This window comes from Mycobacterium sp. IDUB_3 (genome assembly GCF_055419585.1).
This window is the reverse complement of the sequence record NZ_JBVAXZ010000001.1, coordinates 864,905-891,411: the sequence shown is the minus strand read 5'-3', so window position 1 is coordinate 891,411 and position 26,507 is coordinate 864,905. Positions and strand designations below refer to the sequence as shown.

The 26,507-nt window shown below is 66.4% G+C and carries 4 protein-coding genes; all 4 read left to right on the top strand.

Annotated elements, in window-relative coordinates; genetic code table 11:
- Positions 1–12 precede the first annotated feature (12 nt).
- The 4 genes from ACZYVJ_RS03770 (at position 13) to pks2 (ending at position 26,494) form a co-directional block, all read left to right on the top strand.
- Complete coding sequence (locus ACZYVJ_RS03770) at positions 13–17,901, top strand: amino acid adenylation domain-containing protein (RefSeq protein WP_463829800.1); 17,889 nt, start codon at positions 13–15, stop codon at positions 17,899–17,901.
- Positions 17,898–18,104 (top strand): hypothetical protein, encoded by a 207-nt coding sequence (locus ACZYVJ_RS03765; RefSeq protein ID WP_463829799.1) that lies wholly within the window; start codon positions 17,898–17,900, stop codon positions 18,102–18,104. The genes ACZYVJ_RS03770 and ACZYVJ_RS03765 overlap by 4 nt, the downstream gene beginning before the upstream one ends.
- Positions 18,105–18,113: 9 nt before the next feature.
- Positions 18,114–19,622 carry an MFS transporter gene (locus ACZYVJ_RS03760; RefSeq protein ID WP_463829798.1) on the top strand — a complete coding sequence of 503 codons (1,509 nt, stop codon included), beginning with the start codon at positions 18,114–18,116 and terminating at the stop codon, positions 19,620–19,622.
- Between the two features lie 509 nt (positions 19,623–20,131).
- Positions 20,132–26,494, top strand: a complete 6,363-nt coding sequence (gene pks2, locus ACZYVJ_RS03755) for a sulfolipid-1 biosynthesis phthioceranic/hydroxyphthioceranic acid synthase (protein WP_463829797.1) — start codon at positions 20,132–20,134, stop codon at positions 26,492–26,494.
- Positions 26,495–26,507: the final 13 nt, after the last annotated feature.

Genomic DNA, 26,507 nt, shown 5'->3' with positions numbered 1-26,507 from the left:
AAAGGGAATCCGATGACGATTGATGACCGGGCGCTGACGGTTGCGCGCGAACAACTGACGGAACTTGATGGCGGGCCATTCCCGCTGACGCGCGGACAGCTGGATATATGGCTTGCGCAGGAAACCGATCGCCAAGGTGCGAGGTGGCAGCTGGGCTATCTTCTGCGAATCGAGGGCTCAGTCGACCCTTGGTTGCTTGAGCACACGATCCGTCAAGTGGTACGCGAGGCCGAACCACTTAGAGCTGTCTTCTTCCAGGTCGATGGCCAGGTTTTCCAAAAGGCGGTGGATTACCCGGATGTCGAGCTTGCTTGCTATGAGCGGATGGGCTCGCAGGATCCCGTCCAGGAAGCCTATCGGTTAGCAGCCTCGATTCAGCGCACGGTGATGCCGCTCAGCGGCCCACTGTTCAAATTTGCTTTGTTGCGGACGCGGGCCGATGAATCCTATCTTTTCGTGTGCTGTCACCACATAGTGGCGGACGGAATCGGCCTTGCTCTTGTTTGTCATCGGATCGGAGATGTCTATAGTGCCCTGGCTTCGGGCGCGCCGATTCCGCCCGCTTTTTTTGGATCGCTGAGTGACCTGATCGCTTGCGAGGCAGAATACGAAGCGTCCACCGATTATCTCGATGATCGGGCCTATTGGACCAAGAACCTGCCGGCGGAAACCGAATCGCGTTATCGGTCCGCGCCACCCGCGGACAGGCGCGAACCATATGAATCCTCTCCACCGGTTGAATTGGACCCCGTCGTTGTCGCCGGGATCCAGGAGTTGTCGCAGACATTGGGGGTGCGTCGCTCGTCGGTGATTGCTGCGGCGTGCGCGCTGCTGGTGGGCGGGTGTGACGTCGAGAGCTCGGAGGTGGTGTTCGAATTTCCGGTAAGTAGGCGGGTTCGTCCGGAGACACAGACAGTGCCCGGAATGATCACCGGGTTCGTCCCACTGGTGGTGAAGGCTTCGCCGGAGTCCGCGGTTGACAGTTTTTGTAAACATGTCGACACGCGACTGCAAGAAGCGCTGCACCATCAGCGGTTCCCGGTGCACCTTATCGAGAACAAGCGTCTCCGCGGCTCCACGACGTCGAACCGCATAATTCTCAATTTCATTCCGACTACAAATCTGGCGAATATTGCCGGTGCTACGGTTTCGGGGACCCTGACCCATACCAATCTCGTCGATCAGCTCGGACTGGACTTTTTCAGCGACCATGATCGGCTTTTTCTCGGCATGCAGCCCGGCGCGACGACCGGTGGGTTCGGGGGCGCTGGGCAATGGCTTTCTGATTGTGACGTCCGCGATTTGATCGAGCGGTTGGAGCGGGTGTTGGTGGCGATGACCGCCGACCCCACCCGGCGGCTCTCGTCGCTGGATCTGCTCGATGCGGGTGAGCATGCCCGGTTGGATGAGATCGGTAACCGGGCGATGTTGACCGAGTCGGTGATCACGCCGACGTCGATTCCGGTGCTGTTCACTGACCGGGTGGCCGGGACGCCGGATGCGGTGGCGGTGACCTGCGAAGGCCGCTCCATGACGTACCGAGAGCTCGATGAGGCCTCGAATCGGTTGGCGCACCTGCTGGCCGGCCAGGGGGCGGGCCCGGGTGAGTGTGTTGCGCTGCTGTTTTCCCGTTCGGCCGAGGCGGTCGTGGCGATCCTGGCGGTGCTCAAGACGGGGGCGGCGTATCTGCCGATCGACCCGGGGCTGCCCGCGGAGCGGATTGGGTTCGTGCTTGGCGACGCCGCGCCGATCGCGGCGATCACCACGGCCGGGTTGGCCGAGCGGCTCGACGGGCATGACGTGGTGGTCATCGACGTCAACGATCCCGCTGTGGACGACCAACCCACCACGGGCTTGCCGGCGCCGGCCCCCGACGATATCGCCTACCTGATCTACACCTCGGGCACCACCGGGACGCCCAAGGGAGTGGCGATCACCCATCGCAACGTAACCCAGCTGTTGGGGTCGTTGGATGCCGGCCTGCCGAGCGCGGGCGTGTGGGCGCTGTGTCATTCGTTGGCTTTCGACGTTTCGGTGTGGGAGATCTTTGGTGCGCTGTTGCGCGGTGGGCGGCTGGTGGTGGTGCCCGAGCCGGTGACCGGTTCACCGCAAGACTTGCACCGCGTGCTCGTCGCTGAACGGGTCGATGTGCTCACTCAGACACCGTCGGCGGTGGCGGCGTTGCCGGTTGAGGGGTTGGAGTCGGCGGCGTTGGCTGTGGTCGGTGAGGCCTGCCCGGCCGAGGTGGTAGATCGGTGGGCGCCGGGGCGCGTGATGGTCAACGCCTATGGCCCGACCGAGACCACGATGTGTGTGGCGATCAGCGCGCCGCTGGCGGCGGGATCCGGAGCGGTGCCGATCGGTGCGCCGGTGGCCGGGGCGGCATTGTTCGTGCTCGACGAGTGGCTGCGCCCGGTGCCCGCCGGGGTGGTCGGTGAGTTGTATGTGGCCGGACGCGGCGTGGCGTGTGGGTATGTGGGCCGGTCGGGTTTGACCGGGTCGCGGTTTGTGGCGTGCCCATTCGGCGGTGCGGGAGCGCCGGGACAACGGATGTATCGCACCGGCGATCTGGTGTGGTGGGGTGCTGATGGGCAGCTGCGATATGTGGGCCGTGCCGATGAGCAGGTCAAGATCCGCGGGTATCGCATCGAACTGGGGGAGATTCAGGCCGCACTGACCGCGCTGGACGGGGTAGCGCAGGCGGTGGTGATTGCCCGTGAGGACCGCCCAGGCGACAAGCGCCTGGTCGGCTATGTCACCGAATCGAGCACGGGGACAGTCGATCCGGGCGAGCTGCGTAGCGCGCTGGCCGAGCGACTTCCGGAATACATGGTGCCGGCCGCGGTGGTGGTGTTGGCGGCGCTGCCGCTAACCCCCAACGGCAAACTCGATACCCGCGCCCTGCCGGCACCCGGGTACCAGAGTTCCGGTTATCGCGCTCCGGCTAGCGCGGTCGAGGAGATCCTGGCCGGCATCTACGCCGACGTGCTCGGCATGGAGCGCGTCGGGGTCGACGACTCGTTCTTCGACCTCGGCGGTGATTCGCTGCTGGCGACGCGCCTCGTCGCCCTGATCAACACCAGCCTGGATGCCGATCTCTCGGTACCCGCCTTGTTCGAGGCGCGCACAGTGGCCCAGTTGGCGGTCCGTATCGGTGCGGGCGCAGGTCGGCTTGAGCCGATGGTGGCCCTCGAGCGGCCCGCCGAGGTGCCGTTGTCGTTTGCCCAGCAACGGTTGTGGTTCCTGGACCAGTTGCAGGGCCTCTCACCGGTCTACAACATACCGGCGGTGTTGCGGCTAAGTGGTCGGCTGGACGCCGAGGCGTTGGGGGCGGCCCTCGCGGATGTGGTGGGCCGCCATGAGACCCTGCGTACGGTGTTTGCGGCGCCCACGGGAACACCGCAGCAGGTGGTTATCCCTAGGGAACAAGTCGATTTCGGCTGGCAGATCGTTGATGCCAGCGGCTGGTCGGAAAGCCGGCTGAGTGAGGCCGTTAACGCCGCAGCGCGCTATACCTTCGATCTGGCCAACGAGATCCCGTTGCGGGCACGGCTTTTCCGCGTCGCCGACGACGAACACGTGCTGGTGGCAGTGGTGCACCACATCGCTTCGGATGGCTGGTCGATCACCGCGCTGGTGCGTGATATGGGACTGGCCTATGCCAGCCGGTGCGCGGGTCACGCGCCCGGTTGGGCGCCGTTGCCGGTGCAGTATGCCGATTACACGCTGTGGCAGCGTGCCCAGCTGGGTGATGTGGCCGATGCCGACAGCCCGATCGCTGCGCAGCTGGCCTATTGGGAGCGAGAGCTGGCCGGGCTTCCCGAGCGGCTGGCGTTGCCCACCGATCGGCCCTACCCGCCGGTGGCCGATTACCGCGGCGCCAGTGTGGTGGTGGACTGGCCAGCCGAGCTGCAGCAACAGATTGCTCAGGTGGCCCGCGAGCACAACGCGACCAAGTTCATGGTGATCCAGGCCGCCCTGGCGGTGCTGCTGGCCAAGCTCAGCGCCAGCAGCGATGTCGCGGTCGGCTTCGCGATCGCCGGGCGGCGCGACCCAGCGCTGGATGAGTTGGTGGGATTTTTCATCAACACCCTCGTGCTGCGGGTTGATATGGCCGGGGATCCCACCGTGGCCGAGCTGCTAGCCCAGGTCCGGGCGCGCAGCGTAGCCGCCTACGAGCACCAAGACGTGCCCTTTGAGGTACTCGTTGATCGACTCAACCCGACCCGAAGCCTCGCCCACTCACCGCTGGTGCAGGTGGTGTTGGCCTGGCAGAACTTCCCTGGGCACACCAACGACCCCGCCGCCGGGCTGGACTTGGGAGACCTCCACGTCACGCGTTTGCCGGCGGACACTCAGTCGGCGCGGATGGATCTGACATTCACCCTGGCCGAACGTTTCAACCAGGCCGGCGATCCCGCCGGGATTGCCGGGGACGTGGAATTTCGCACCGATGTGTTCGACGCGGCCAGCATCGAGGCGCTGATCGACCGACTCCGGCGAGTGTTGGCGGCCATGACCGCCGATCCCAGCCAGCGGTTGTCGTCGGTGGACCTGATGGATGCCGATGAGCACGCCCATCTGGACAAGATCGGTAACCGGGCGGTGTTGGCCCGGGCGGTGCCGACCGCGGCGTCGATTCCGGCGGTGTTCGCCGCTCAGGTCGCGCGCACGCCGGAGGCGGCGGCCATCACCTTCGAAGGCCACTCGACGACCTACCGGGAGCTCGACGAGGCGTCGAACCGGTTGGCGCATCTGTTGGCCGCCTTGGGCGCGGCCCCGGGAGAGTGCGTGGCGGTGCTGTTGCCGCGGTCGGCCGAGGCGGTCCTGGCGGTAATGGCGGTGCTCAAGACCGGAGCGGCGTATCTGCCGATCGATCCAGCGCATCCGACCGCGCGGACGGAGTTCATGGTTGCCGATGCCGGTCCGATCGCGGCGATCACCACCAGTGGGCTGGCCGACCGGTTCGACGGCCTTGGGCTGCCGGTCATCGATGTCGAAGACCCGCGCATGCTCGGCTGCCCGTGCACGGACTTGCCGGCGCCGGCTCCCGAGGAGATCGCTTACCTGATCTACACCTCGGGCACCACCGGGGTTCCCAAGGGGGTGGCCATCCCCCACCACAACGTGACCCGGCTGCTGACGGCGCTGAATGCCGATCTGGAACTGTCGCCAGAGCAGGTGTGGACGCAGTGCCATTCGCTGGCCTTCGACTACTCGGTGTGGGAGATCTTCGGTGCGTTGCTGCACGGCGGGCGGCTGGTGGTGGTACCGGAATCCGTGACACGCTCACCAGAAGACCTGCACGCGTTGCTGATTGCCGAACAGGTCAGCGTATTGAGTCAGACGCCGTCGGCGTTTTATGCGCTGCAAACCGTCGATGCGCGCACACCCGAGTCGGGATCTCAGCTGAAGCTGGAGACGGTGGTGTTCGGCGGCGAGGCGCTAGAACCCCAGCGTCTTGGAACCTGGTTGGACCGCCACCGGCGATCACCGCGGCTTATCAACATGTATGGCATCACCGAGACGACGGTGCATGCCTCGTTCCGCGAGATCAGCGTGGCCGACGTCGACAGCAGCGTCAGCCCCATCGGGGTACCGCTGGTGCACCTTGGCTTTTTTGTGCTGGATGCGTCGTTGCGTCCGGTGCCGGCCGGTGTGGTCGGGGAGTTGTACGTGGCCGGCGGCGGCCTGGCATACGGATATTTGGGCCGGGCTGCTTTGACCGGATCGCGGTTCGTGGCTTGCCCGTTCGGGGATTCCGGGGCGCGGATGTATCGCACCGGGGACCTGGTGTGCTGGGGGACCGATGGTCAGCTGGACTATCTGGGTCGCGCCGATGAGCAGGTCAAGATCCGCGGGTATCGCATCGAACTCGGTGAGATCCGGGCGGCGCTGGCCGCACTCGACGGTGTCGAGCAGGCGGTAGTGATTGCTCGCGAGGACAGCCCCGGTGACAAGCGCCTGGTCGGCTATGTCACTGGAGCCGCTGACCCAGCCGATATTCGGGCTCGGTTGGGTCAGCGGCTCCCCGCCTACATGGTCCCGGCCGCGGTGGTGGCGATCGACGCGCTGCCGCTGACGGTCAACGGCAAACTGGATACCCGCGCCTTGCCGGCACCCGAGTACACCGAGGGCGATGGCTACCGCGCCCCGGGTACTCCTACCGAGGAGATCCTCGCCGGCATCTACGCCCAAGTCCTCGGGCTCGAGCGGGTCGGGGTCGACGACTCCTTCTTCGACCTGGGCGGGGATTCGCTGTCGGCGATGCGGGTCATCGCCGCGATCAACAAGTCGTTGGACGCAGGCCTTGCGGTGCGCACCGTGTTCGAGTCGCCCACCGTTGCCCAGTTGGCGCCCCGTATCGGCGGGGAGGGTGGTACGCGTAAGCCGCTGGTGGCCGGCGCGCGGCCGGCGTTGGTGCCGTTGTCGTATGCGCAGAGCCGGTTGTGGTTCCTCGACCGGTTCGAGGGCGGGGTGGCGACCTACAACATGCCGACCGCGTTTCGGATCAGCGGGGCGCTGGATGTCGAGGCGTTGACGGCGGCTGTCGATGACGTGATCGCCCGCCATGAGGCGCTGCGCACCATCTTTCCCGACGTCGACGGTGTGCCGTTCCAGCAGGTGCTCCCGGCAGAGGCGGGGATGTGGCGGCGCGATGGCGTGCCAGTGGTGTCGTTGCCGGAGCAGGAATTGATCGGCGAGTTGGTGGCGCTGGCGGGGTATCGGTTTGATTTGGCAACCGAGATCCCGATTCGTGCGCAGATCTATGCGGTGGGCCCCGAGCAGCATGTCGTGGGGATTGTGGTGCACCACATCGCTTGTGACGGGTGGTCACTGGCTCCGATGGCCAGGGATATCTTCGAGGCCTATCGAGCGCGGCGGCAGGGCCAGGCCCCGCAGTTGGCGCCGTTGCCGGTGCAGTATGCCGATTACACGCTGTGGCAACGGGAGTGGTTGGGCGCCGAGTCTGATCCCGACAGTGTGATCGCCGGGCAGTTGGCTTATTGGCGGCAGGAGTTGGCTGATCTGCCCGAGGTGGTGTCGCTGCCGGCGGATCGGGCGCGCCCGCCGGTGCCCAGTTACCGCGGTGACGCGGTGGACATGGACCTCGACCCGGAGCTGTGGGCGGGGATCAAGGCGTTGGCGGCGGCGCACAACGCGACCGCCTCGATGGTGTTGCAGGCGGCCATGGTGGTGGTGTTGCACCGAGCCGGGGCCGGCGAGGACGTGGCGATGGGCACTCCGATCGCCGGGCGGATGGATGCGGCGCTGGATGAGCTGGTCGGGTTCTTCGTCAACACCTGGGTGTTGCGCGTTGGGTTGACACCTGCGCACCGGTTCAGCGAGGTGCTTGCGTGCGTGCGTCAGAAGGCGCTGGACGCCTACAGCAACCAGGACGTGCCGTTCGAGCGGCTGGTCGAGCAGCTCAACCCGGTGCGCTCCACGGCGCATCATCCGGTATTTCAGGTGGCCTTGGCTTTCCAGAACAATGTGCGCCCCGACGTGGCGCTCGACGGACTCAGCGTCGAGCCACTTGCCGTGGACAGCCGCACCGCCAAGTTCGATCTGGATGTCGATCTGCGGGAGGTGCCCTCCGAGGACCCGACCGCGCCGATGGCCGCCGGGGTCGTGACTTATGCCACGGATCTGTATGACCGGGCGACCATCGAGCGCTTCGTCACCTGGTTCGGGCGGGTGATCGAAGCGGTGGTATCGGATGCGTCGGTGGTGGTGGGCGACCTGGCGTTGCTGGATCACGGCGAGCGCGATCTGGTGCTGTCGCGGTGGTCTGACGCCGGAGTTGGGGCACCGGCAGGCGTGGCGTCGGAGTTATTGGCCGCGGCGGTGGCCGCCGCCCCGGACGCGGTGGCGATTGTCGATCGTGCGCGGAGCGTGTCCTATCGCGAGCTCGACGAGTGGTCGACGCAGCTGGGGCGGGTGCTGATCGAGGCCGGGGTGGGCCCGGAACGCGCGGTGGGCGTTGCGATGGGCCGGTCCACGGAGCTGGTGGTTGCGTGGTGGGCGGTGCAGAAAGCCGGCGGTGTGTATGTGCCGGTGGATCCCGCTCACCCTGTCGAGCGGATCGCAACGGTGTTGGACTCGGTGGGCGCGATGTGCGTGTTGACCTGGGATGCCGACACGGTGGCCGGGGCCGGGACGCGCCCGGTGCTGCGCGTCGACGGTCTGGACCTGTCCGGGTGGTGCGCCGAGGCGATCACCGATGCTGACCGACTCGCGCCGCTGGGACCGGATAACACCGCGTATGTGATCTTCACGTCGGGGTCCACCGGTACCCCCAAAGGGGTGGCGGTCACCCACGGCGGTCTGCCCGGGGTAGCCGCGGCGCGCGAGGCGTTCGGCCTGGGCGCGGATACCCGGATGCTGGCGGTGCTCTCCCCGACATTTGACGCCGCGCTCGGCGAGTTATTGGTTGCGGTGGGATCGCAGGGGGCGCTGGTGGTGGCGCCGCCGGAGGTGTATGCCGGTGAGGCTTTGACCGCATTGCTGCAGGAGCAACGGGTCACCGCGGCGGTGATGACCCCGACGTTGCTGTCGTCGCTGGATCGGACCCGGTTGGATGAGTTGTCCACCCTGATCGTCGGCGGTGAGGCCTGCCCGGACGAGTTGGTGACCGCGTGGGCGCCGGGGCGGCGCATGTTCAACGGCTACGGCCCCACCGAGGCCACTATCTGGGCCACCACTGCGCCGCTGTTGGCGGGGCAGCCGGTCCGCATCGGCACCCCGCTCCCCGGGATGCGCGCACTGGTGCTCGACGCGCGGCTGAACCCCGCCCCGATCGGGGTGGTCGGTGAGTTGTATCTGGGCGGACCGGCGCTGGCGCGCGGGTATCTGGGCCGGCCGGATTTGACCGCGGAACGGTTCGTGGCAGATCCCTTCGGGCCCTTGGGCGCGCGGCTCTATCGCACCGGCGACCTGGTGCGCTGGACGCTCGACGGAACCCTGGACTATCTCGGCCGTGCCGACGCCCAGATCAAGCTGCGCGGACACCGCATCGAACTGGGCGAAATCGAAAACACCTTGCTGGGTTGCCCGCAGGTCTCCCGGGCGGCCGCCACTGTGTATGAGAGCAAAACCGGCTCGCATCTGGTCGCCTATGTCACGCTCGAGCAGACCACCACCGCCGAGGACGACGCCGAAACCGTCGAGGCGTGGCAAAACCTGTATGACGAGGCGTATGGCGCTGACGCGGAGTCGCCGGAGTTCGGCATGGATTTCCGCGGCTGGAACAGCAGCTACACCGACGAGCCGATCCCGCTTGAGGAGATGATGGAGTGGCGTTCGGCCACGGTGGATCGGATCCTCAAGTTGCATCCCGCGCGGGTGCTGGAGATCGGCGTGGGTTCGGGGCTATTGCTTTCCCAGTTGGCTCCGGTGTGCGATGAGTACTGGGCGACGGACTTCTCCGCGCCGACGATCCAGCGGCTGCAGGCCGCAGTGGCTGAGCGGCCGTGGGGGGATCGGGTGCGGTTGCAGGTGCAGCCCGCCGATGTAGACGATGCGTTGCCGGAGGGCCATTTCGATCTGGTGGTGCTCAACTCGGTGGTCCAGTACTTCCCGAGTGCGCGGTATCTGACTGATGTGCTGGCGGTCGCGATGCGATTGCTGGCACCAGGCGGGGCACTGTTCATCGGCGACGTGCGCAACCACAGCCTGCAGGGCGCGTTTCAGACCGGCGTCGCGCTGGCCCGTACAACGGACGACGCCATCGACGCCGCCGAGATTCGCCAACGACTTCACCACGCCATGCTCGGCGAAGCCGAATTGCTGCTCGCCCCAGAGTTTTTCACCACCTGGGCGGACGACCAGCCGTCGGTGGCCGGCCTCGACATTGAAGTCAAACGCGGAGTGGCGGACAACGAACTTAACCGGTACCGCTACGACGTCAGCATCCACAAAACCCCGGCCCCGGTGCGCTCATTGGCCACCGCGGACAGCTGGGCGTGGACCGAATGTGCGGGCCTGGACGGGCTGCTCGACCGGTTGGTATCCGAACGTCCCAACGCTGTCCGCGTCACGGAGATCCCCCGCGCCGGACTGATCAGCGACGTCCACGTCGAACACGCCCTCGCCGACGGGCTGCCCCTGGCCGACGCACTGTCCCACGCCGACGGCGCCGAAGCCGTTGTCCCCGAACAATTACACGGGCTTGGTGAGACCGCCGGATATCACGTCGCGGTCACCTGGGGCGCACAACCGGGCACCGTGGATGCGGTGTTCATCGCTGCAGCTGACGCTGAGCAGACCGCGGCGCTGACCGATGTGTATCTGCCACCTGACGGGGCTCACCAATGCAGCAGTCACGCCAATGACCCCCAAACCAACACCAAGATCACCGCGGTGCGTCAGCAATTGAGCGGGTGGTTGCCGGAATACATGGTGCCGGCGCACATAGTGGTGCTCGACGAATTCCCGTTGACCTCCTCGGGCAAGCTCGACCGAAAGGCCTTGCCGGAACCGGTGTTTACCACCACAGCCTTCCGGGCGCCGCAGACCGAGACCGAAAAAATCGTCGCCGGCATCTACGCCGAGGTGCTGGGGATCGACAAGGTCGGGGTCGACGACTCGTTTTTCGATCTGGGTGGGGATTCGCTGTCGGCGATGCGTCTGATCGCCGCGGTCAACACCGCTCTGGATGCCGATCTTTCGGTGCGTGCGGTGTTCGAGGCGCCCACGGTGGCCCAATTGGCGCCCCGTATCGGTCAGGGAGGGGGCCTCGAGCCGCTGGTGCCCGTTGAGCGGCCGTCGGTGGTGCCGTTGTCGTTTGCCCAGAGCCGGTTGTGGTTTATCGACCAGTTGCAGGGGCCGTCACCGCTTTACAACGTCGTGGTGCCGCTGCGGCTGAGTGGGCGCCTGGATGCGGACGCGCTAGGTGCGGCAGTGGCCGATGTGGTAGGCCGCCACGAGAGCCTGCGCACCCTGTTCCCGGCGATCGACGGGATACCCCAGCAGGTGGTTATCCCCGTGGAGCGGGCCGATATCGGTTGGGACGTCATTGATGCCACCGGGTGGTCGGCAGGCCGGCTGGAGGAAGCCATTGGCGCCGCGGTGCGCCACACGTTTGACCTGGCCACCGAAATCCCGTTGCGGGCATGGCTTTTCCGCGTCACCGACGACGAACACGTGCTGGTGGCCGTCGTGCACGAGATCGCCGCCGACGGCTGGTCGACGACCCGGCTGGTGCGTGACATGACTGTGGCCTATACCAGCCGGTGCGCGGGACGAACGCCCGACTGGGCGCCACTGCCGGTGCAGTATGTCGATTACACGCTGTGGCAGCGCGCGCAATTTGGCGATCTCGAGGATAAGGACAGCCGCATCGCTGCGCAGCTGGCCTACTGGGAGCAGACGCTCGCCGGGATGCCCGAGCGGCTGCAGCTGCCCACCGATCGGCCCTACCCGCCGGTGGCCGATCACCGCGGCGCCAGGGTGGCGCTGGAGTGGCCGGCGCAGTTGCAGCAGCAGGTCGCCCGGGTGGCCCGCGAGCACAACGCGACCGGTTTCATGGTCACGCAGGCCGCCCTGGCGGTGCTGCTGGCCAAGCTCAGCGCGAGTTCCGATGTGGCAGTGGGATTCCCGATCGCCGGGCGACGCGATCCCGCGCTGGATGAGTTGGTGGGATTTTTCGTCAACACCTTGGTGCTGCGTGTCGATCTGGCCGGCGATCCCACCGTCGCAGAGTTGCTGGCCCAGGTGCGAGCACGCGGCCTGGCCGCCTACGAGCACCAAGACGTGCCCTTCGAGGTGCTCGTGGATCGGCTCAACCCCGCCCGATCGTTGGCCCATCACCCGCTGATCCAAGTGGTGTTCGCCTGGAACAATTTCCCCGGGCAAGCCAACGACTCCGCGACCGGGCTGAGTTTGGATGATCTTCAGGTCACGCCGCTGCACGGGAACACCCAGACGGCGAAAATGGATGTGGTCTTTTTCCTCAAAGAACGCTGGACCGACGCCGGTGAGCCGGCCGGGATTTCCGGGACAGTGGAGTTCCGCACCGACGTGTTCGACACCGAAACCATCCAGGCGTTGGTCGAGCGGTTGGAGCGGGTGTTGGTGGCGATGACCGCCGATCCCACCCGGCGGCTGTCGTCGGTGGATCTGCTCGATGCGGGTGAGCATGCCCGGTTGGATGAGATCGGTAACCGGGCGGCGTTGACCCGGCCCGCGACGCCGGTGTCGATCCCGGCATTGTTCGCCGCGCAGATGACCCGCACCCCGGATGTGGTGGCGGTGACCTGCGAAGGCCGCTCCATGACGTATCGGGAGATGGATGAGGCCGCGAATCGGTTGGCGCACCTGCTGGCCGGCCGGCAGGTGGGCCCAGGGGCGTGTGTGGCGCTGCTGTTTTCTCGTTCGGTCGAGGCGGTCGTGGCGATCCTGGCGGTGCTCAAGGCCGGGGCGGCGTATCTGCCGATCGACCCGGCGGCGCCGGCGGAGCGGATCGAATTCCTCCTCGCCGACGCCGCGCCGGTCGCCGCGATCACCACGGCCGGGTTGGCCGAGCGGCTCGACGGGCATGACGTGGTGGTCATCGACGTCAACGATCCCGCTGTGGACGACCAACCCACCACGGGCTTGCCGGCGCCGGCCCCCGAGGACATCGCCTACCTGATCTACACCTCGGGCACCACCGGGACGCCCAAGGGAGTGGCGATCACCCATCACAACCTCACCCAGCATTTGGACTCATTGAACGCCGGTCTACCGCCGGGACGGGTGTGGACGCAGTGCCACCCCTATGTCTTTGACTTCTCGGTGTGGGAGATCTGGGGCGCGTTGTTGCATGGTGGGCGCCTGGTGGTGGTGCCCGAGCCGGTGACCGGTTCACCGCAAGACTTTCACGCCTTGCTGGTGGCTGAGCAGGTCAGCGTGTTGACCCAGACACCGTCGGCGGTGGCGGCGTTGCCGGTTGAGGGGTTGGAGTCGGCGGCGCTGCTGGTCGGTGGCGAGGCGTGTTCGGCCGAGGTGGTGGATCGGTGGGCGCCGGGGCGCGTGATGGTCAACGCCTATGGCCCGACCGAGGTCACGATATATGCGGCGATGAGCGCGCCGCTGGCGGCGGGATCGGGAGCGGTGCCGATCGGTGCGCCGGTGGCCGGGGCGGCATTGTTCGTGCTCGATGGATGGTTGCGCCCGGTGCCCGCCGGGGTGGTCGGTGAGTTGTATGTGGCCGGCGGCGGGCTGGCGTGTGGGTATGTGGGCCGGTCGGGTTTGACCGGGTCGCGGTTTGTGGCGTGCCCGTTCGCCGGTGCGGGAGCGCCGGGACAACGGATGTATCGCACCGGGGATCTGGTGTGGTGGGGTGCTGATGGGCAGCTGCGGTATGTGGGCCGTGCCGATGAGCAGGTCAAGATCCGCGGGTATCGCATCGAACTGGGGGAGATTCAGGCCGCACTGACCGCCCTGAACGGGGTGGAGCAGGCCGTCGTGATCGCGCGCGAGGACCGTCCCGGAGACAAGCGCCTGGTGGGCTATGTCACCGGGACCGCCGACCCCGCGGCGATACGCACTCAGCTGATCGAGCGGCTGCCGGAGTATATGGTGCCGGCCGCGGTGGTGGTGTTGGCGGCGCTGCCGCTAACCCCCAACGGCAAACTCGATACCCGCGCCCTGCCGGCACCCGGGTACCAGAGTTCCGGTTATCGCGCTCCGGTAAGCCCGGTCGAGGAGATCCTGGCCGGCGTGTTCGCCGAGGTGCTCGGGCTCGAGCGGGTCGGTGTTGACGACTCCTTCTTCGATTTGGGTGGCGATTCGCTGTTGGCGATGCGACTGATCGCCGCAATCGAGACGGGTCTGGATGCCGATCTTTCGGTGCGTGCGGTGTTCGAGGCGCCCACGGTTACCCAGTTGGCGCTGCGTGTCGGTGCCGATGTCGGTCGGCGGGAGCCGTTGGTGGCGGTGGAGCGGCCCGCGGTGGTTCCGTTGTCGTTTGCCCAGCAACGGTTGTGGTTTATCGACCAGTTGCTGGGGCCTTCACCGATTTACAACATGGTGGCGGCGTTGCGGCTCAGTGGAAGCCTGGATGCCAAGGCGTTGGGGGCGGCGTTGGCCGATGTGGTGGCCCGCCAGGAAAGCCTGCGCACCCTGTTCCCCGCGGTCGAGGGGATACCCCAGCAGGTGGTAATCCCCGCCGAGCGGGCCGACTTCGGCTGGCAGATCATTGATGCCACCGGCTGGTCGGAAAGCCGGTTGCGCGAAGCCATCGGTGCCGCGGTGCGTCACTCGTTTGATTTGGCCAACGAGATCCCGTTGCGGGCACGGCTTTTCCGCGTCGCCGACGACGAACACGTGCTGGTGGCCGTGATGCACCATATCGCCGGCGACGGCGTGTCGATGGCCCCGCTGGTGGCTGACCTTGGGGTGGCCTATGCCAGCCGGTGCGCGGGTCACGCGCCCGGTTGGGCGCCGTTGCCGGTGCAGTATGCCGATTACACGCTGTGGCAGCGTGCCCAGCTGGGTGATGTGGCCGATGCCGACAGCCCGATCGCTGCGCAGCTGGCCTATTGGGAGCGAGAGCTGGCCGGGCTTCCCGAGCGGCTGGCGTTGCCCACCGATCGGCCCTACCCGCCGGTGGCCGATTACCGCGGCGCCAGTGTGGTGGTGGACTGGCCTGCCGAGCTGCAGCAGCAGGTTGCTCAGGTGGCCCGCGAGCACAACGCGACCAGCTTCATGGTGATCCAGGCCGCCCTGGCGGTGCTGCTGGCCAAGCTCAGCGCCAGCAGCGATGTCGCCGTGGGGTTCCCGATCGCCGGGCGCGGGGATCCCGCACTCGATCAGCTGGTGGGTTGTTTCGTCAACACCTTGGTGCTGCGGATGCAGGTGGCCGGGGATCCCACGGTGGCCGAGCTGCTGGCCCAGGTGCGTCAGCGCAGCCTGGCCGCCTACGAGCACCAGGACGTGCCCTTTGAGGTACTGGTGGAGCGGCTCAACCCGACCCGGGCCCTGAATCATCACCCGCTGGTGCAGGTGTTGTTGGCCTGGCAAAGCTTCGCCGGGCAAGACAATGACCGTGCCGGACTGACCTCGGGTGATCTGAAGGTCACGCCGCTGTCGGCGGACACCCAAACCGCCCGCATGGACCTGACATTCACCCTGGGCGAACGCTTGAACCAGGCCGGTGAGCCCGCGGGGATCGGCGGGTTGGTGGAGTTCCGCACCGATGTGTTCGATGCGGCCAGCATCCAGGCGCTCATCACGCAGTTGGAGCGGATGTTGGCAGCGATGACCGCCGACCCGAGACGGCGGCTCTCGTCGATGGATCTGCTCGATGAGGCTGAGCACGCCCGCCTGGATGAGTGGGGTAACCGGGCGATGTTGACCCAGCCGGCGACAGAAGTGTCGATTCCGGTGTCGTTCGCTGCTCAGGTGGCCCGCACGCCGGAGGCGGTGGCGATCACCTTTGAAGGCCAGTCGATGACCTACCGCGAGCTCGACGAGGCGTCGAACCGGTTGGCGCACCTGTTGGCCGGTCACGGAGTGGGCCCGGGTGAGCGTGTGGCGCTGCTGTTGTCACGTTCGGCCGACGCCATCGTGGCGATTGTGGCCGTGCTCAAGACCGGAGCGGCCTATCTGCCGATCGACCCGGCGCATCCCGACGCGCGGATCGAATTCCTGCTTGCCGATGCCGCGCCGATCGCCGCGATCAGCACCGCCGGGCTGGCCGACCGGCTGGACGGGCGCGACCTGCTGGTCATCGATGTCAACGACCCCGCTGTGGACAGTCAACCCAGCACAGCATTGTGGGCGCCGGCGCCCGAGGACATCGCCTACCTCATCTACACCTCGGGCACCACCGGAGTGCCCAAAGGTGTGGCCATCACCCATCAGAACGTCACCCAGCTGTTGGAGGCACTGAATGGCGGGATAGATCTGGCGGGACAGGTGTGGTCGCAGTGGCATTCCCTGGCCTTTGACGTCTCGGTGTGCGAGATCTGGGGTGCGCTGTTGTACGGCGGGCGGCTGGCGGTGGTGCCCGAGTCGGTGGCCCGTTCGCCGGAAGACTTCCACGCCTTGCTGGTCGCCGAACAGGTCAGCGTGTTAAGCCAGACCCCGTCTGCGTTTTATGCGCTGCAAACCGCAGACGCGCTGCAGCCCGAGCTGGGACGTCAACTGAAACTCGAGGCCGTGGTGTTCGCCGGTGAAGCGCTGGAACCCCAGCGTCTCGGGACGTGGCTGCACCACCACCCGGGAGCACCGCGCCTGTTCAACCTGTACGGCACCACCGAGACGACGGTGCATGCCTCGTTCCGCGAGATCGTCGAGGGCGACGTCGGAAGTGCTGCCAGTCCCGTCGGGGTGCCGCTGGCCCATCTCGGCTTTTTTGTGCTGGATAGGTGGTTGCGTCCGGTGCCGGCGGGCGTGGTCGGGGAGTTGTACGTAGCCGGCACCGGAGTCGGGCTTGGCTATGTGGGCCGGGCCGGGTTGACGTCGTCGCGGTTTGTCGCCTGCCCATTCGGGGCGCAGGGAACCCGGATGTATCGCACCGGCGACCTCGTGAGTTGGGGGACCGATGGTGAGCTGCGGTATCTGGGTCGCGCCGATGAACAGGTCAAGATCCGCGGGTACCGCATCGAGCTCGGTGAGGTGCGCGCGGCGCTGGCCGCACTCGACGGTGTCGAGCAGGCGGTAGTGATCGCTCGCGAGGACCGCCCAGGCGATAAGCGCCTGATCGGCTATGTCACCGGGACAGCAGACCCGGCCGAGACGCGCGCCGGCCTGGCCGAGCTGCTGCCTGCCTACATGGTGCCGGCGGCGGTCGTGGCACTTGACACGTTGCCGTTGACCCCCAACGGAAAACTGGACAGACGCGCCTTGCCTGCACCGGAATACACCGATGTCGATCGGTATCGCGCGCCGGCCACCCTCACCGAGGAGATCCTGGCCGGCATCTTCGCCCAAGTCCTCGGGCTCGAGCGGGTCGGAGTCGATGACTCCTTCTTCGACCTAGGCGGGGATTCGCTGCTGGCGATGCGCCTGATCGCCGCGATCAACACCAGCCTGGACGCGAACCTTGCGGTGCGCACCTTGTTCCACGCGCCGACCGTTAAGAGTTTGAGTCAGCAGTTGGGCCAAGAGGCCAGCGAGATCGAAGTGGTCCCGGTTGAGTTCCTCAAGGACGGCAACGGTGATCCGCTGTTCTGCATTCATCCCGGGGGCGGCCTGGTCTGGCCGTATCACGCTCTAGGTAATTACCTGGACTGCCCGATCATTGGAATTCAACAAATCCCGCAAAACGGCGAGGCGGAAGCTACGTCAATCCGCGATATGGCGAAAAACTATGCCGATCGGATCCAAGCGGTTGATCCTACCGGGCCGTACAACCTTCTCGGCTGGTCGTTTGGAGGCGTTGTCGCCCATGAGATTGCCATCGAGCTCCAGCGACGCGGATGCTCAATCGCACACCTTATCCTGCTCGACGCTCTGCTATTTATCGATAGCAGTGCAGCTCTACCGACCCTGGCCGAGCAGGACGTGCTAGAAGAGGTTTTGCGGTTCTGTGGCATAGACATTCCCGACCGGGATGAGCCGCTTACTTATGACCGGGTTGAAGGACTACTTCGCGAACGAGGAATTGTCGAATTTGCTCGATACAAACAGCTTCTGGATCTGGGTGTTCAAAACATTGACAGTAACCGGACGTTGTCTGTGGGCCACGAACCCGGTGTCTTCGATGGCGATGTGACCATATTTTCCGCTGCGGGGGATGAAGGCGATCAGAGTTTGCCTCCTCTGCAAAGCTGGCGCCCTTACGTCACTGGCGACATAAACAGCTACCCGGTCGACTGTGGGCACCAAGAAATGATGAGTCCGGAATCGCTCGTCCTGTATGGCGAACAACTCAAAATTCTATTAGAGCCTGAAGGTGCGCGCACAGAATGATTGCACCGACGCGCCTTCCTGGATTTGGACAAGATCGACATCTTAAAGAGAGGCCAGGTTCCATGCAAAGAATCGACCACGATTTGTTCGGCAACGTTGTGGTGAGCGATACGCAGCCGCGGGGATTTCTTGGGCGGGCCTCGACGCACGGCGACAAAGAGCGTTTCGAGGCCGTCGTCAATCGACGCGCCGCGGCGAAGTAGCGGTTCAAGATGGCCGTCGAACCGACCCTGCTGCGCCCCACGAAGAGGCGCTTTCCGGCTTTGCTGCGGTCTCGCCGGTTTGTCGGCGTAGTTGTCGCGATCGGCGGGATACAGCTGATGGTGTCGATGGACGGCCCCGTCGCGGTCTTCGCGCTTCCCAGGATCCAGAACGAGCTGGGTTTGTCGGATGCCGCGCGCAGCTGGGTGATCACCGCCTACATGCTGACCTTTGGTGGCCTGATGCTGCTGGGTGGCCGTCTGGGCGACACCATCGGCCGCAAGCGAGCTTTCATCGTCGGGGTCGCGCTGTTCACTTTCGCCTCGACCTTGTGCGGCATCGCCTGGGACGGGGGCATGCTGATATCCGCGCGGCTGCTGCACGGTGCGGCCGCCGCGATCACCACACCGACGATTTTGGCGCTGATAGCGACCACGTTTCCGAAGGGGCCGGAACGTAATTTTGCGACGGCGGTGTTCGGCGCGACGTCCGGTCTCGGCGGGGTGCTGGGCCTGGCGGTGGGCGGGGCGCTGACCGACGTGTCGTGGCGGCTGGCGTTTTTGGTGAACGTGCCGATCGGGCTGGCGGTGATCTACCTGGCCGTCATCACGCTGGAGGAGACTCAGAAGGAGCGGATGAAGCTCGACGCCGCCGGGGCTGTGCTGGCCACGTTGACCTGTATCGCCGCGGTGTTCGGTCTCTCGATGGGCCCGGAAAAGGGGTGGCTGTCAGCCATCACGCTCGGTTCAGGCGCGGTGGCTCTGGCCGCTTTCGCGGCGTTCGTCGTGGTGGAGCGCAAGGCCGCGAACCCCGTCGTGCCGTTCAGCCTGTTCTTCGACCGCAACCGGCTGGCCACGTTCGCGGCCATGTTCCTTGCCGGTGGGATATTTTTCACCCTGACCGTGCTGGTCGGCCTATATGTGCAGACCATCATGGGCTACAGTCCGCTGCGCGCCGGCATCGCCTTCATCCCGTTCGGCATCGCGATGGCCATCGGGGTCGGCGTGGCGTCGAAGCTGGTGGTGCGGTTCCCGCCGCGGGTGCTGGTGATGGCCAGTGGCAGCCTGATTCTGGTCGCGACGCTGTACGGCTCGACCTTCCACCGTGGCGTGCCCTACTTCCCGAATCTCGTTTTGCCGCTGGTCATTGCCGCTATTGGCGTCGGCGGGGTCTTCGTCACGCTCACGTTATCGGTGATCGCCGGCGTCGGTTTCGACCGCATCGGACCCACGTCGGCGATTGCACTGATGCTGCAGACCTTGGGCGGGCCGCTGGTGCTGGTCATCATCCAGGCCGCCATCACGTCGCGCACGCTAGCCCTGGGCGGCACCCTCGGGCCGGTGAAGCTCATGGATGCCGCCCAGTTGCATGCGCTGGACCGCGGCTATACCTATGGCCTGCTCTGGCTGGCCGGTGTCGTCGTGCTGCTCGGTGGGGTGGCGCTGCTGATCGGGTACACCGCCGCGCAGGTGGCCCGCGCGCAGGAGGTCAAGGAATCCGTCGACGCGGGGGAGATGTAACCCGTCGTGGGCTACGGCGGCTGACCGCCGGCTGGTTCGCGGGGACGCCGTCCCCGGGTGGGGCCGTGTCGCCACGTGGGACCGAAGTCAGCGCCTTCGACGAAAAATGCTGTCGCAGAATGCAATCCGCACTGGCACACTCATTTACGGTTGCGAAACTTCCTGTCGCTGAGGGCCACCACTCTGTCGGCCAGCGCCCACCACTCTATGTGCAGCTCCTGACTACGCTACCCACTTGATAAGCCTGACAACAGGATTGAAACCCACGACGCTCTGGATCATGCACTTCGTCGAGACAGTTCTCGGGCGTCCGGTCAGCGACAGCTAGTGCACCGAACTGTTCGGTTTCATGCCATAGCGAAATTTGGAGGACTGGTGAGTAGCAACCCGTTCGACGACGACACGGGCCGCCAGTCGCTCCTGTGCGGCCAACGACTCGAAGCTCTATCAGAACCTGACGGTGTGCGCGCGACGGACAAGCTACTTCGTCGTTGCTCCAAGGAGGCGAAATGACTACACACCAGATCGACGACATTATGCAGCGCCAGCCTTCGACCGATTCTTCGCCCCCGATCGGCACCACGCCCGTCACTCCTATTGCGGTGATCGGCATGGCTTGCCGGCTGCCCGGAGCCATCGACTCCCCGGAGCAGTTGTGGGAGGCGTTGCTGCGTGGCGATGACCTGGTTACCGAAATCCCGCCCGACCGTTGGGACGCCGATGAATACTACGATCCCGAGCCGGGTGTGCCGGGGCGGTCGGTATCGCGGTGGGGCGCATTCATCGACGACGTCGCCGGCTTCGATCCCGAGTTCTTCGGGATCAACGAGCGGGAAGCGACCGCGATGGATCCGCAACACCGGTTGCTATTGGAGACCTCATGGGAGGCCATGGAACACGCCGGTCTCACGCGGGAGCGCATCGCCGACACCCGGACCGGGGTGTTCATGGGATTGACGCATGGCGACTACCAATTGCTGGCCGCGGACGCGCACTCCGTGGAGGGGGCGTATGGGTTTTCCGGCAGCAACTTCAGCCTGGCTTCCGGGCGCATCGCGTATGCCCTGGGCGTCCACGGTCCCGCGTTGACGGTGGACACCGCATGTTCTTCGGGCCTGACCGCGATACACCTGGCCTGCCGCAGCCTGCACGAGGGCGAGAGCGACCTCGCCCTGGCCGGCGGCGCCACGCTGGCGCTGGACCCGAGGAAATTCTCTGCGGGCTCAGCCGAGGGAATGCTGTCGCCGACCGGGCGCTGCCACGCCTTCGACGTCGCGGCCGACGGGTTCGTGGGCGGCGAGGGCAGCGTCATGCTGCTGCTCAAGCGACTGTCCGACGCGCTACGAGAGGGTGATCGGATTCTGGCTGTGGTCCGCGGGACGGCCGCCAATCAGGACGGTCATACGGTGAATATCGCGACACCGTCGAAGACCGCGCAGACCGCCGTGTATCAGGCCGCGTTGGCCGCCGCGGGTGTGGACGCCCGCACGGTCGGCATGGTCGAGGCGCACGGGCCCGGCACCCCGGTGGGTGACCCGATCGAATACGCAAGCCTGGCCAACGTCTACGGCATCGACGGCCCCTGCGCGCTGGCGTCGGTGAAGACCAACTTCGGCCATGCGCAGGCGGCCTCCGGAGCGCTCGGGATGATGAAGGCGATCCTGGCGCTGCAGCACGGTGTGGTTCCCCGGAATCTGCACTTCACCCGGCTACCCGATGACCTTGCCCGGATCGATACGAACCTCTTTGTGCCGCAGGAGACTACACCGTGGGTCAGCAACGGGCATCACCCACGAAGGGCGGCGGTCTCGTCGTACGGGCTGTCGGGAACCAACGTGCACGCCATCGTCGAACAAGCGCCTCAACCGGCTCCCGAAGTCGCTGTGCCCGAATCTATCTCAGCCGAACCGTCGACGACGGCGCCACTGCTGTTCACGCTGTCGTCCACCTCGGCCGACGAACTGCGCCGCACCGCCGGCCGGCTCGCCGACTGGGTGCGAGTACATGACGATCTGGCGTTGCCCGATCTGGCCTACACCCTGGCGCGTCGGCGCGTGCACCGCCCGGTACGCACGGCCGTCATTGCCGCCAACCGGCCCGAGCTTGCAGAGGCTTTGCGTGAGGTTGCCGACGGCGATACTCCCTATCCGGCCGCGGTCGGGCAGGACGATCGCGGACCGGTGTGGGTGTTCTCCGGGCAGGGTTCGCAATGGGCTGCGATGGGCGCAGACCTGTTGGCGACCGAACCGGTGTTTGCCGCCACCGTCGCGCAGGCCGAACCGGTGATCGCCCAGGAGTCCGGGTTCTCGGTGACCGAGGCGATATCGGCGCCCCAGGTCGTGACGGGTCAGGACCGGATTCAGCCGACGCTGTTCACGATGCAGGTCGCGCTGGCGGCCACCATGAGTTCCTACGGAGTCCGCCCGGGCGCGGTCATCGGGCACTCCCTCGGCGAGGCCGCCGCGGCTGTCGTCGCGGGTGCGCTGTCGCTGGAAGACGGGCTGCGTGTTATCTGCCGCCGCTCGCGGCTGATGTTCCGCGTCGCCGGCACCGGTGCCACGGCATCGGTGGAACTGCCTGCGCAGCAAGTGCTTTCAGAGCTGACGGCACGCGGTATCAGCGACGTCGTGGTGGCGGTGGTGGCCTCGCCGCAGTCCACGGTGATTGCCGGCGCCGCGCAGACGGTTCGCGAGCTGGTCGCGGCGTGGGAGCAGCGTGATGTGATGGCCCGCGAGGTCCCCACCGATGTCGCCTTTCATTCGCCTCAAGTCGATCCGATCATGGACGAGCTGACCGAGGCACTCGCAGAGATCAGCCCGATGACACCGGAAGTTCCCTTCTACTCGGCGACCCTGTTCGACCCACGCGAGCAGCCGGTGTGTGATGCCCGCTATTGGGCGAACAACATGCGCCGCATGGTGCGGTTCGCCACGGCCGTGCAGGCCGCTTTGGAGGACGGCTATCGGGTCTTCGCCGAACTGGCACCCCACCCACTACTTGTCCGCGCCCTGGAGCAGACCGCCCGTGGTCGCGAGATGCCGATGGCCGCACTGGCCGGTATGCGCCGCGAACAAGCGCTTCCGCACGGGCTGCGTGGCTTTGTGGCGGATCTACACAGCGCGGGGGCCGCGGTCGATTTCTCCGTGCTCTACCCGAGCGGGCGGCTGGTGGACGCGCCGCTGCCGACCTGGACGCACCGTCGGCTGTGGTTGAGCGGCGGCGGCCAGGAATCCCCGACACATGGTGGCTGCACCGTTTCGGTACATCCGCTGCTGGGCTCGCACGTGCACTTGCAGGAGGAACCTGAGCGCCACTTGTGGCAGGCCGAGGTCGGCACCGCCGCCCAGCCCTGGCTCGCCGACCACCAGATCCGCAATGTGGTCGTGCTTCCGGGAGCCGCGTACTGCGAGATGGCGTTAGCGGCCGCGCGTACCGTGCTGGGCGAGACGGCTGAGGTTCATGACATCCGCTTCGAGCAGGCGCTCCTGCTCGATGAGCAGACCACGATCGGCGCCTCGGCGTCGTTGTCCTCCCCGGGCGTCGTCGACTTCACCGTTGAGTCGAATCAGGGCGGCGAACAGGCGCGGCATGCCTCCGCGGTCCTCCGTGCCGCCGAGGATGAGCAGCCACCCGCGTATGACGTGTCCGTGCTACTCGCCGCGCATGCGAGTTGCGATGACGGCGCCGAGGTGCGCACGCGTATGGACCGACGTGGCGTTCAGTACGGTCCCGCGTTCGCCGGTCTGGGCGACGTCCACACCGGCGATGAGGCGACCGACAGCGTCCTGGCCGAGGTGGCGCTGCCGCGCCAAATCCGCTCGCAACAAGCGGCTTACGGCGTTCACCCCGCGCTGCTGGATGCCTGTTTCCAGTCCGTCGAAGCACATCCGGACGTCCAGGCCCTGGGTGAAGGTGCGCTCGGCCTGGTGTTGGGCATCCGTCGCCTGCGCTCCTACGGCGCCGCCCGCAACGCTCACTACTGCTACACGCGGGTGACCAAAGCAGACACCTCCGGGGTCGAGGCCGACATCGACGTACTCGACGAGCACGGGGCCGTCCTGCTGATTGTGCAGGGCCTGCGAGTGGGCACCAGCGCATCCGAGAGCGGCAATAAAGATCGTGTGATGGCCGAGCGGCTGTTGACCATCGAATGGCGGCAACGAGAACTGCCCGAGCCGGACCACACCGACACCGGAAGCTGGCTGCTGATCGGCACTGCCACCACCGCGGACGTGGTGGCCAGCACGTTGGCCGACGCCCTGAAAAACCAAGGGGTGCACTGCACCACGATGTCCTGGCCGCAGCAGGCCGACCACGTCTCGAACGTGGAACAGCTGGGAAATCATTTGCGCGGCGGTGGATTCACCGGTGTGGTGATCCTCACCGGACCGAAAAATGGCGACGCTGACGAGCAGTCTGCGCTGCTCGGCCGGGACTATGTGCAACATCTGGTGCGCATTGCGCGTGAGTTGGTGGACCTTCCCGGCGAACCGCCGCGCTTGTATGTCGTGACCCGCAACGCCCAAAGTGTGGTGTCCAACGACGTGCCCAACCTCGGGCAGGCCGGGCTGCGGGGGCTGATCCGGGTAATCGGCATGGAACACCCGCATCTGGGCGTCAGCCAGATCGATGTGGACGAATCCACCGACGCCGAACAGCTGGCACGGCAACTGCTCGCCGGGTCGGAGGAGGACGAGACCGCCTGGCGAAATGGCGCGTGGTACAACGCGCGGCTGTGCCCTGCTCCACTCCTGCCAGAGGAGCGGCAAACCGCTGTCGCCAACCACGAGTGCGACGGGATGCGCCTGCAGATCCGTACGCCCGGTGATCTGGAGTCGCTCGAACTCGTTGCCTGCGACCGCGTTCCACCGGGACCGGGACAAATCGAGGTCGCGGTCAGCGCGTCCAGCATCAACTTCGCCGACGTGCTCGTCGCCTTCGGCCGTTACCCCGCTTTCGAGGGGCGGCTACCGGAGCTGGGCACCGACTTCGCCGGCGTGGTGACCGCGGTCGGACCAGACGTGACCGACCACAAGGTGGGGGATCATGTTGGGGGACTGAGCGCCAACGGTTGTTGGGGGACCTTCCTCACCTGCGACGCGCGCCTGGCCGTCACGCTGCCGGCCGGTCTGGCCGACGACCAGGCGGCGGCGGTGACGACCGCGCACGCCACCGCCTATTACGGCCTGCATGAGCTGGCCCGGATCGGGGCGGGCGATCGCGTGCTGATCCACTCGGCGACCGGTGGGGTTGGACAGGCGGCAATCGCCATCGCCCGGGCCGCGGGCGCCGAGATCTTCGCTACCGCCGGTAGCGATGGGCGTCGACAACTATTGCGCGACATGGGTATTGAGCACGTTTACGATTCGCGAAGTGTGGAGTTCGCCGACCTGATCCGCCGTGACACCGGCGGCTATGGCGTAGACATTGTGCTCAACTCGGTCGTCGGCGCCGCCCAGCGCGTGGGCGTCGAATTGTTAGCGTTCGGTGGACGATTCGTCGAGATCGGCAAACGGGACATCTACGGCGACACCCGATTGGGGCTCTTGCCGTTCCGGCGCAACCTGACGTTCTACGCCCTCGACCTGGCGTTGATGTCATTCAGCCACCCGGACAGGTTGCGAGGCCTGCTGGACACGGTGTACCGGCTCACCGCGGACGGCTCGTTGCCGATGCCGGAAAGCACGCACTATCCGCTTGCCGACGCCGCCACCGCGATTCGGGTGATGAGCGGCGCCCAGCACACCGGCAAACTCGTGCTCGATGTCCCGCACACCGGCCGCAGCCGTGTAGTGGTGCCGCCGGCGCAGGTGGGCGTCTTCCGCAGCGACGGCGCCTACATCATCACCGGCGGGCTGGGAGGCCTGGGGCTGTTCTTGGCCGAGAAGATGGCGTCTCCTGGTTCGGGGGCCGGCTGTGGACGTATCGTGTTGTCCTCGCGCTCGCAACCAGATCCCAGGGCGCTGGAAATGATCGAGCGCATCCGCGAGACCGGTGCCGACGTCGTGGTGGAGTGCGGCGACATAACCGAGGCCGGTACGGCTCGGCGATTGGTGGCCACGGCGACCGCCACCGGACTTCCGGTGCGCGGTGTGCTGCATCTGGCGGCGGTGATCGAGGATGCCACGCTGACCAATATCACCGACGATCTCATCGAGCGTGATTGGGCGCCAAAGGTCTACGGTGCATGGAATTTGCACACCGCCACGGCTGAGCAGCCGTTGGACTGGTTCTGCTCGTTCTCCTCGGCCGCCGCACTGGTGGGGGCGCCCGGGCAGGGTGCCTACGCCGCGGCCAACAGCTGGCTGGACGCGTTCACCCGCTGGCGCCGGGCCCGGGGTCTGCCGGCCACCGCGATCGCATGGGGCGCCTGGGCGCAGATAGGACGCGGCACCGCGTTGGCCGAAGGCGCCGACGTCGCCATAGCTCCCGACGAAGGCGCGTATGCGCTGGAAGTGCTGCTGCGCCACGACCGTGCCTGCACCGGCTACGCGCCGCTGACGAACACGCCGTGGTTGGCTGCTTTCGCCCAGCGCAGCCCGTTCGCCGAAGCGTTCCGCTCCAACGGGCAAAGCTCAACGGGCACAAGCAAACTGCGTGCCGAGCTCGACGAGCTGACCCTGGACGAGTGGCCCACCCGGCTGCGACGCCTGATCTCCGACCAGGTCACTCTGATCCTGCGCCGCAACATCGATCCCGACCGTCCGCTGTCCGAGTACGGCCTCGACTCGCTGGGCGGCCTGGAACTACTTACCCGCATCCAGACCGAAACGGGCGTCCGCGTGACGCCCGCCGACATCGCCACCATTGGCACCATTCGCGGTTTGGCGGAACTGCTGTGCGGAAAGCTAGCGCCCGCCGACGCCGCTTGAGGCTGAAAGGGTT

What these genes read in the sequence shown, in the direction of transcription:
- ACZYVJ_RS03770 (WP_463829800.1), top strand. Translation starts at nt 13, where the DNA reads ATGACGATTGATGACCGGGCGCTGACGGTTGCGCGCGAACAACTGACG.
- ACZYVJ_RS03765 (WP_463829799.1), top strand. Translation starts at nt 17,898, where the DNA reads ATGATTGCACCGACGCGCCTTCCTGGATTTGGACAAGATCGACATCTT.
- ACZYVJ_RS03760 (WP_463829798.1), top strand. Translation starts at nt 18,114, where the DNA reads ATGGCCGTCGAACCGACCCTGCTGCGCCCCACGAAGAGGCGCTTTCCG.
- pks2 (WP_463829797.1), top strand. Translation starts at nt 20,132, where the DNA reads ATGACTACACACCAGATCGACGACATTATGCAGCGCCAGCCTTCGACC.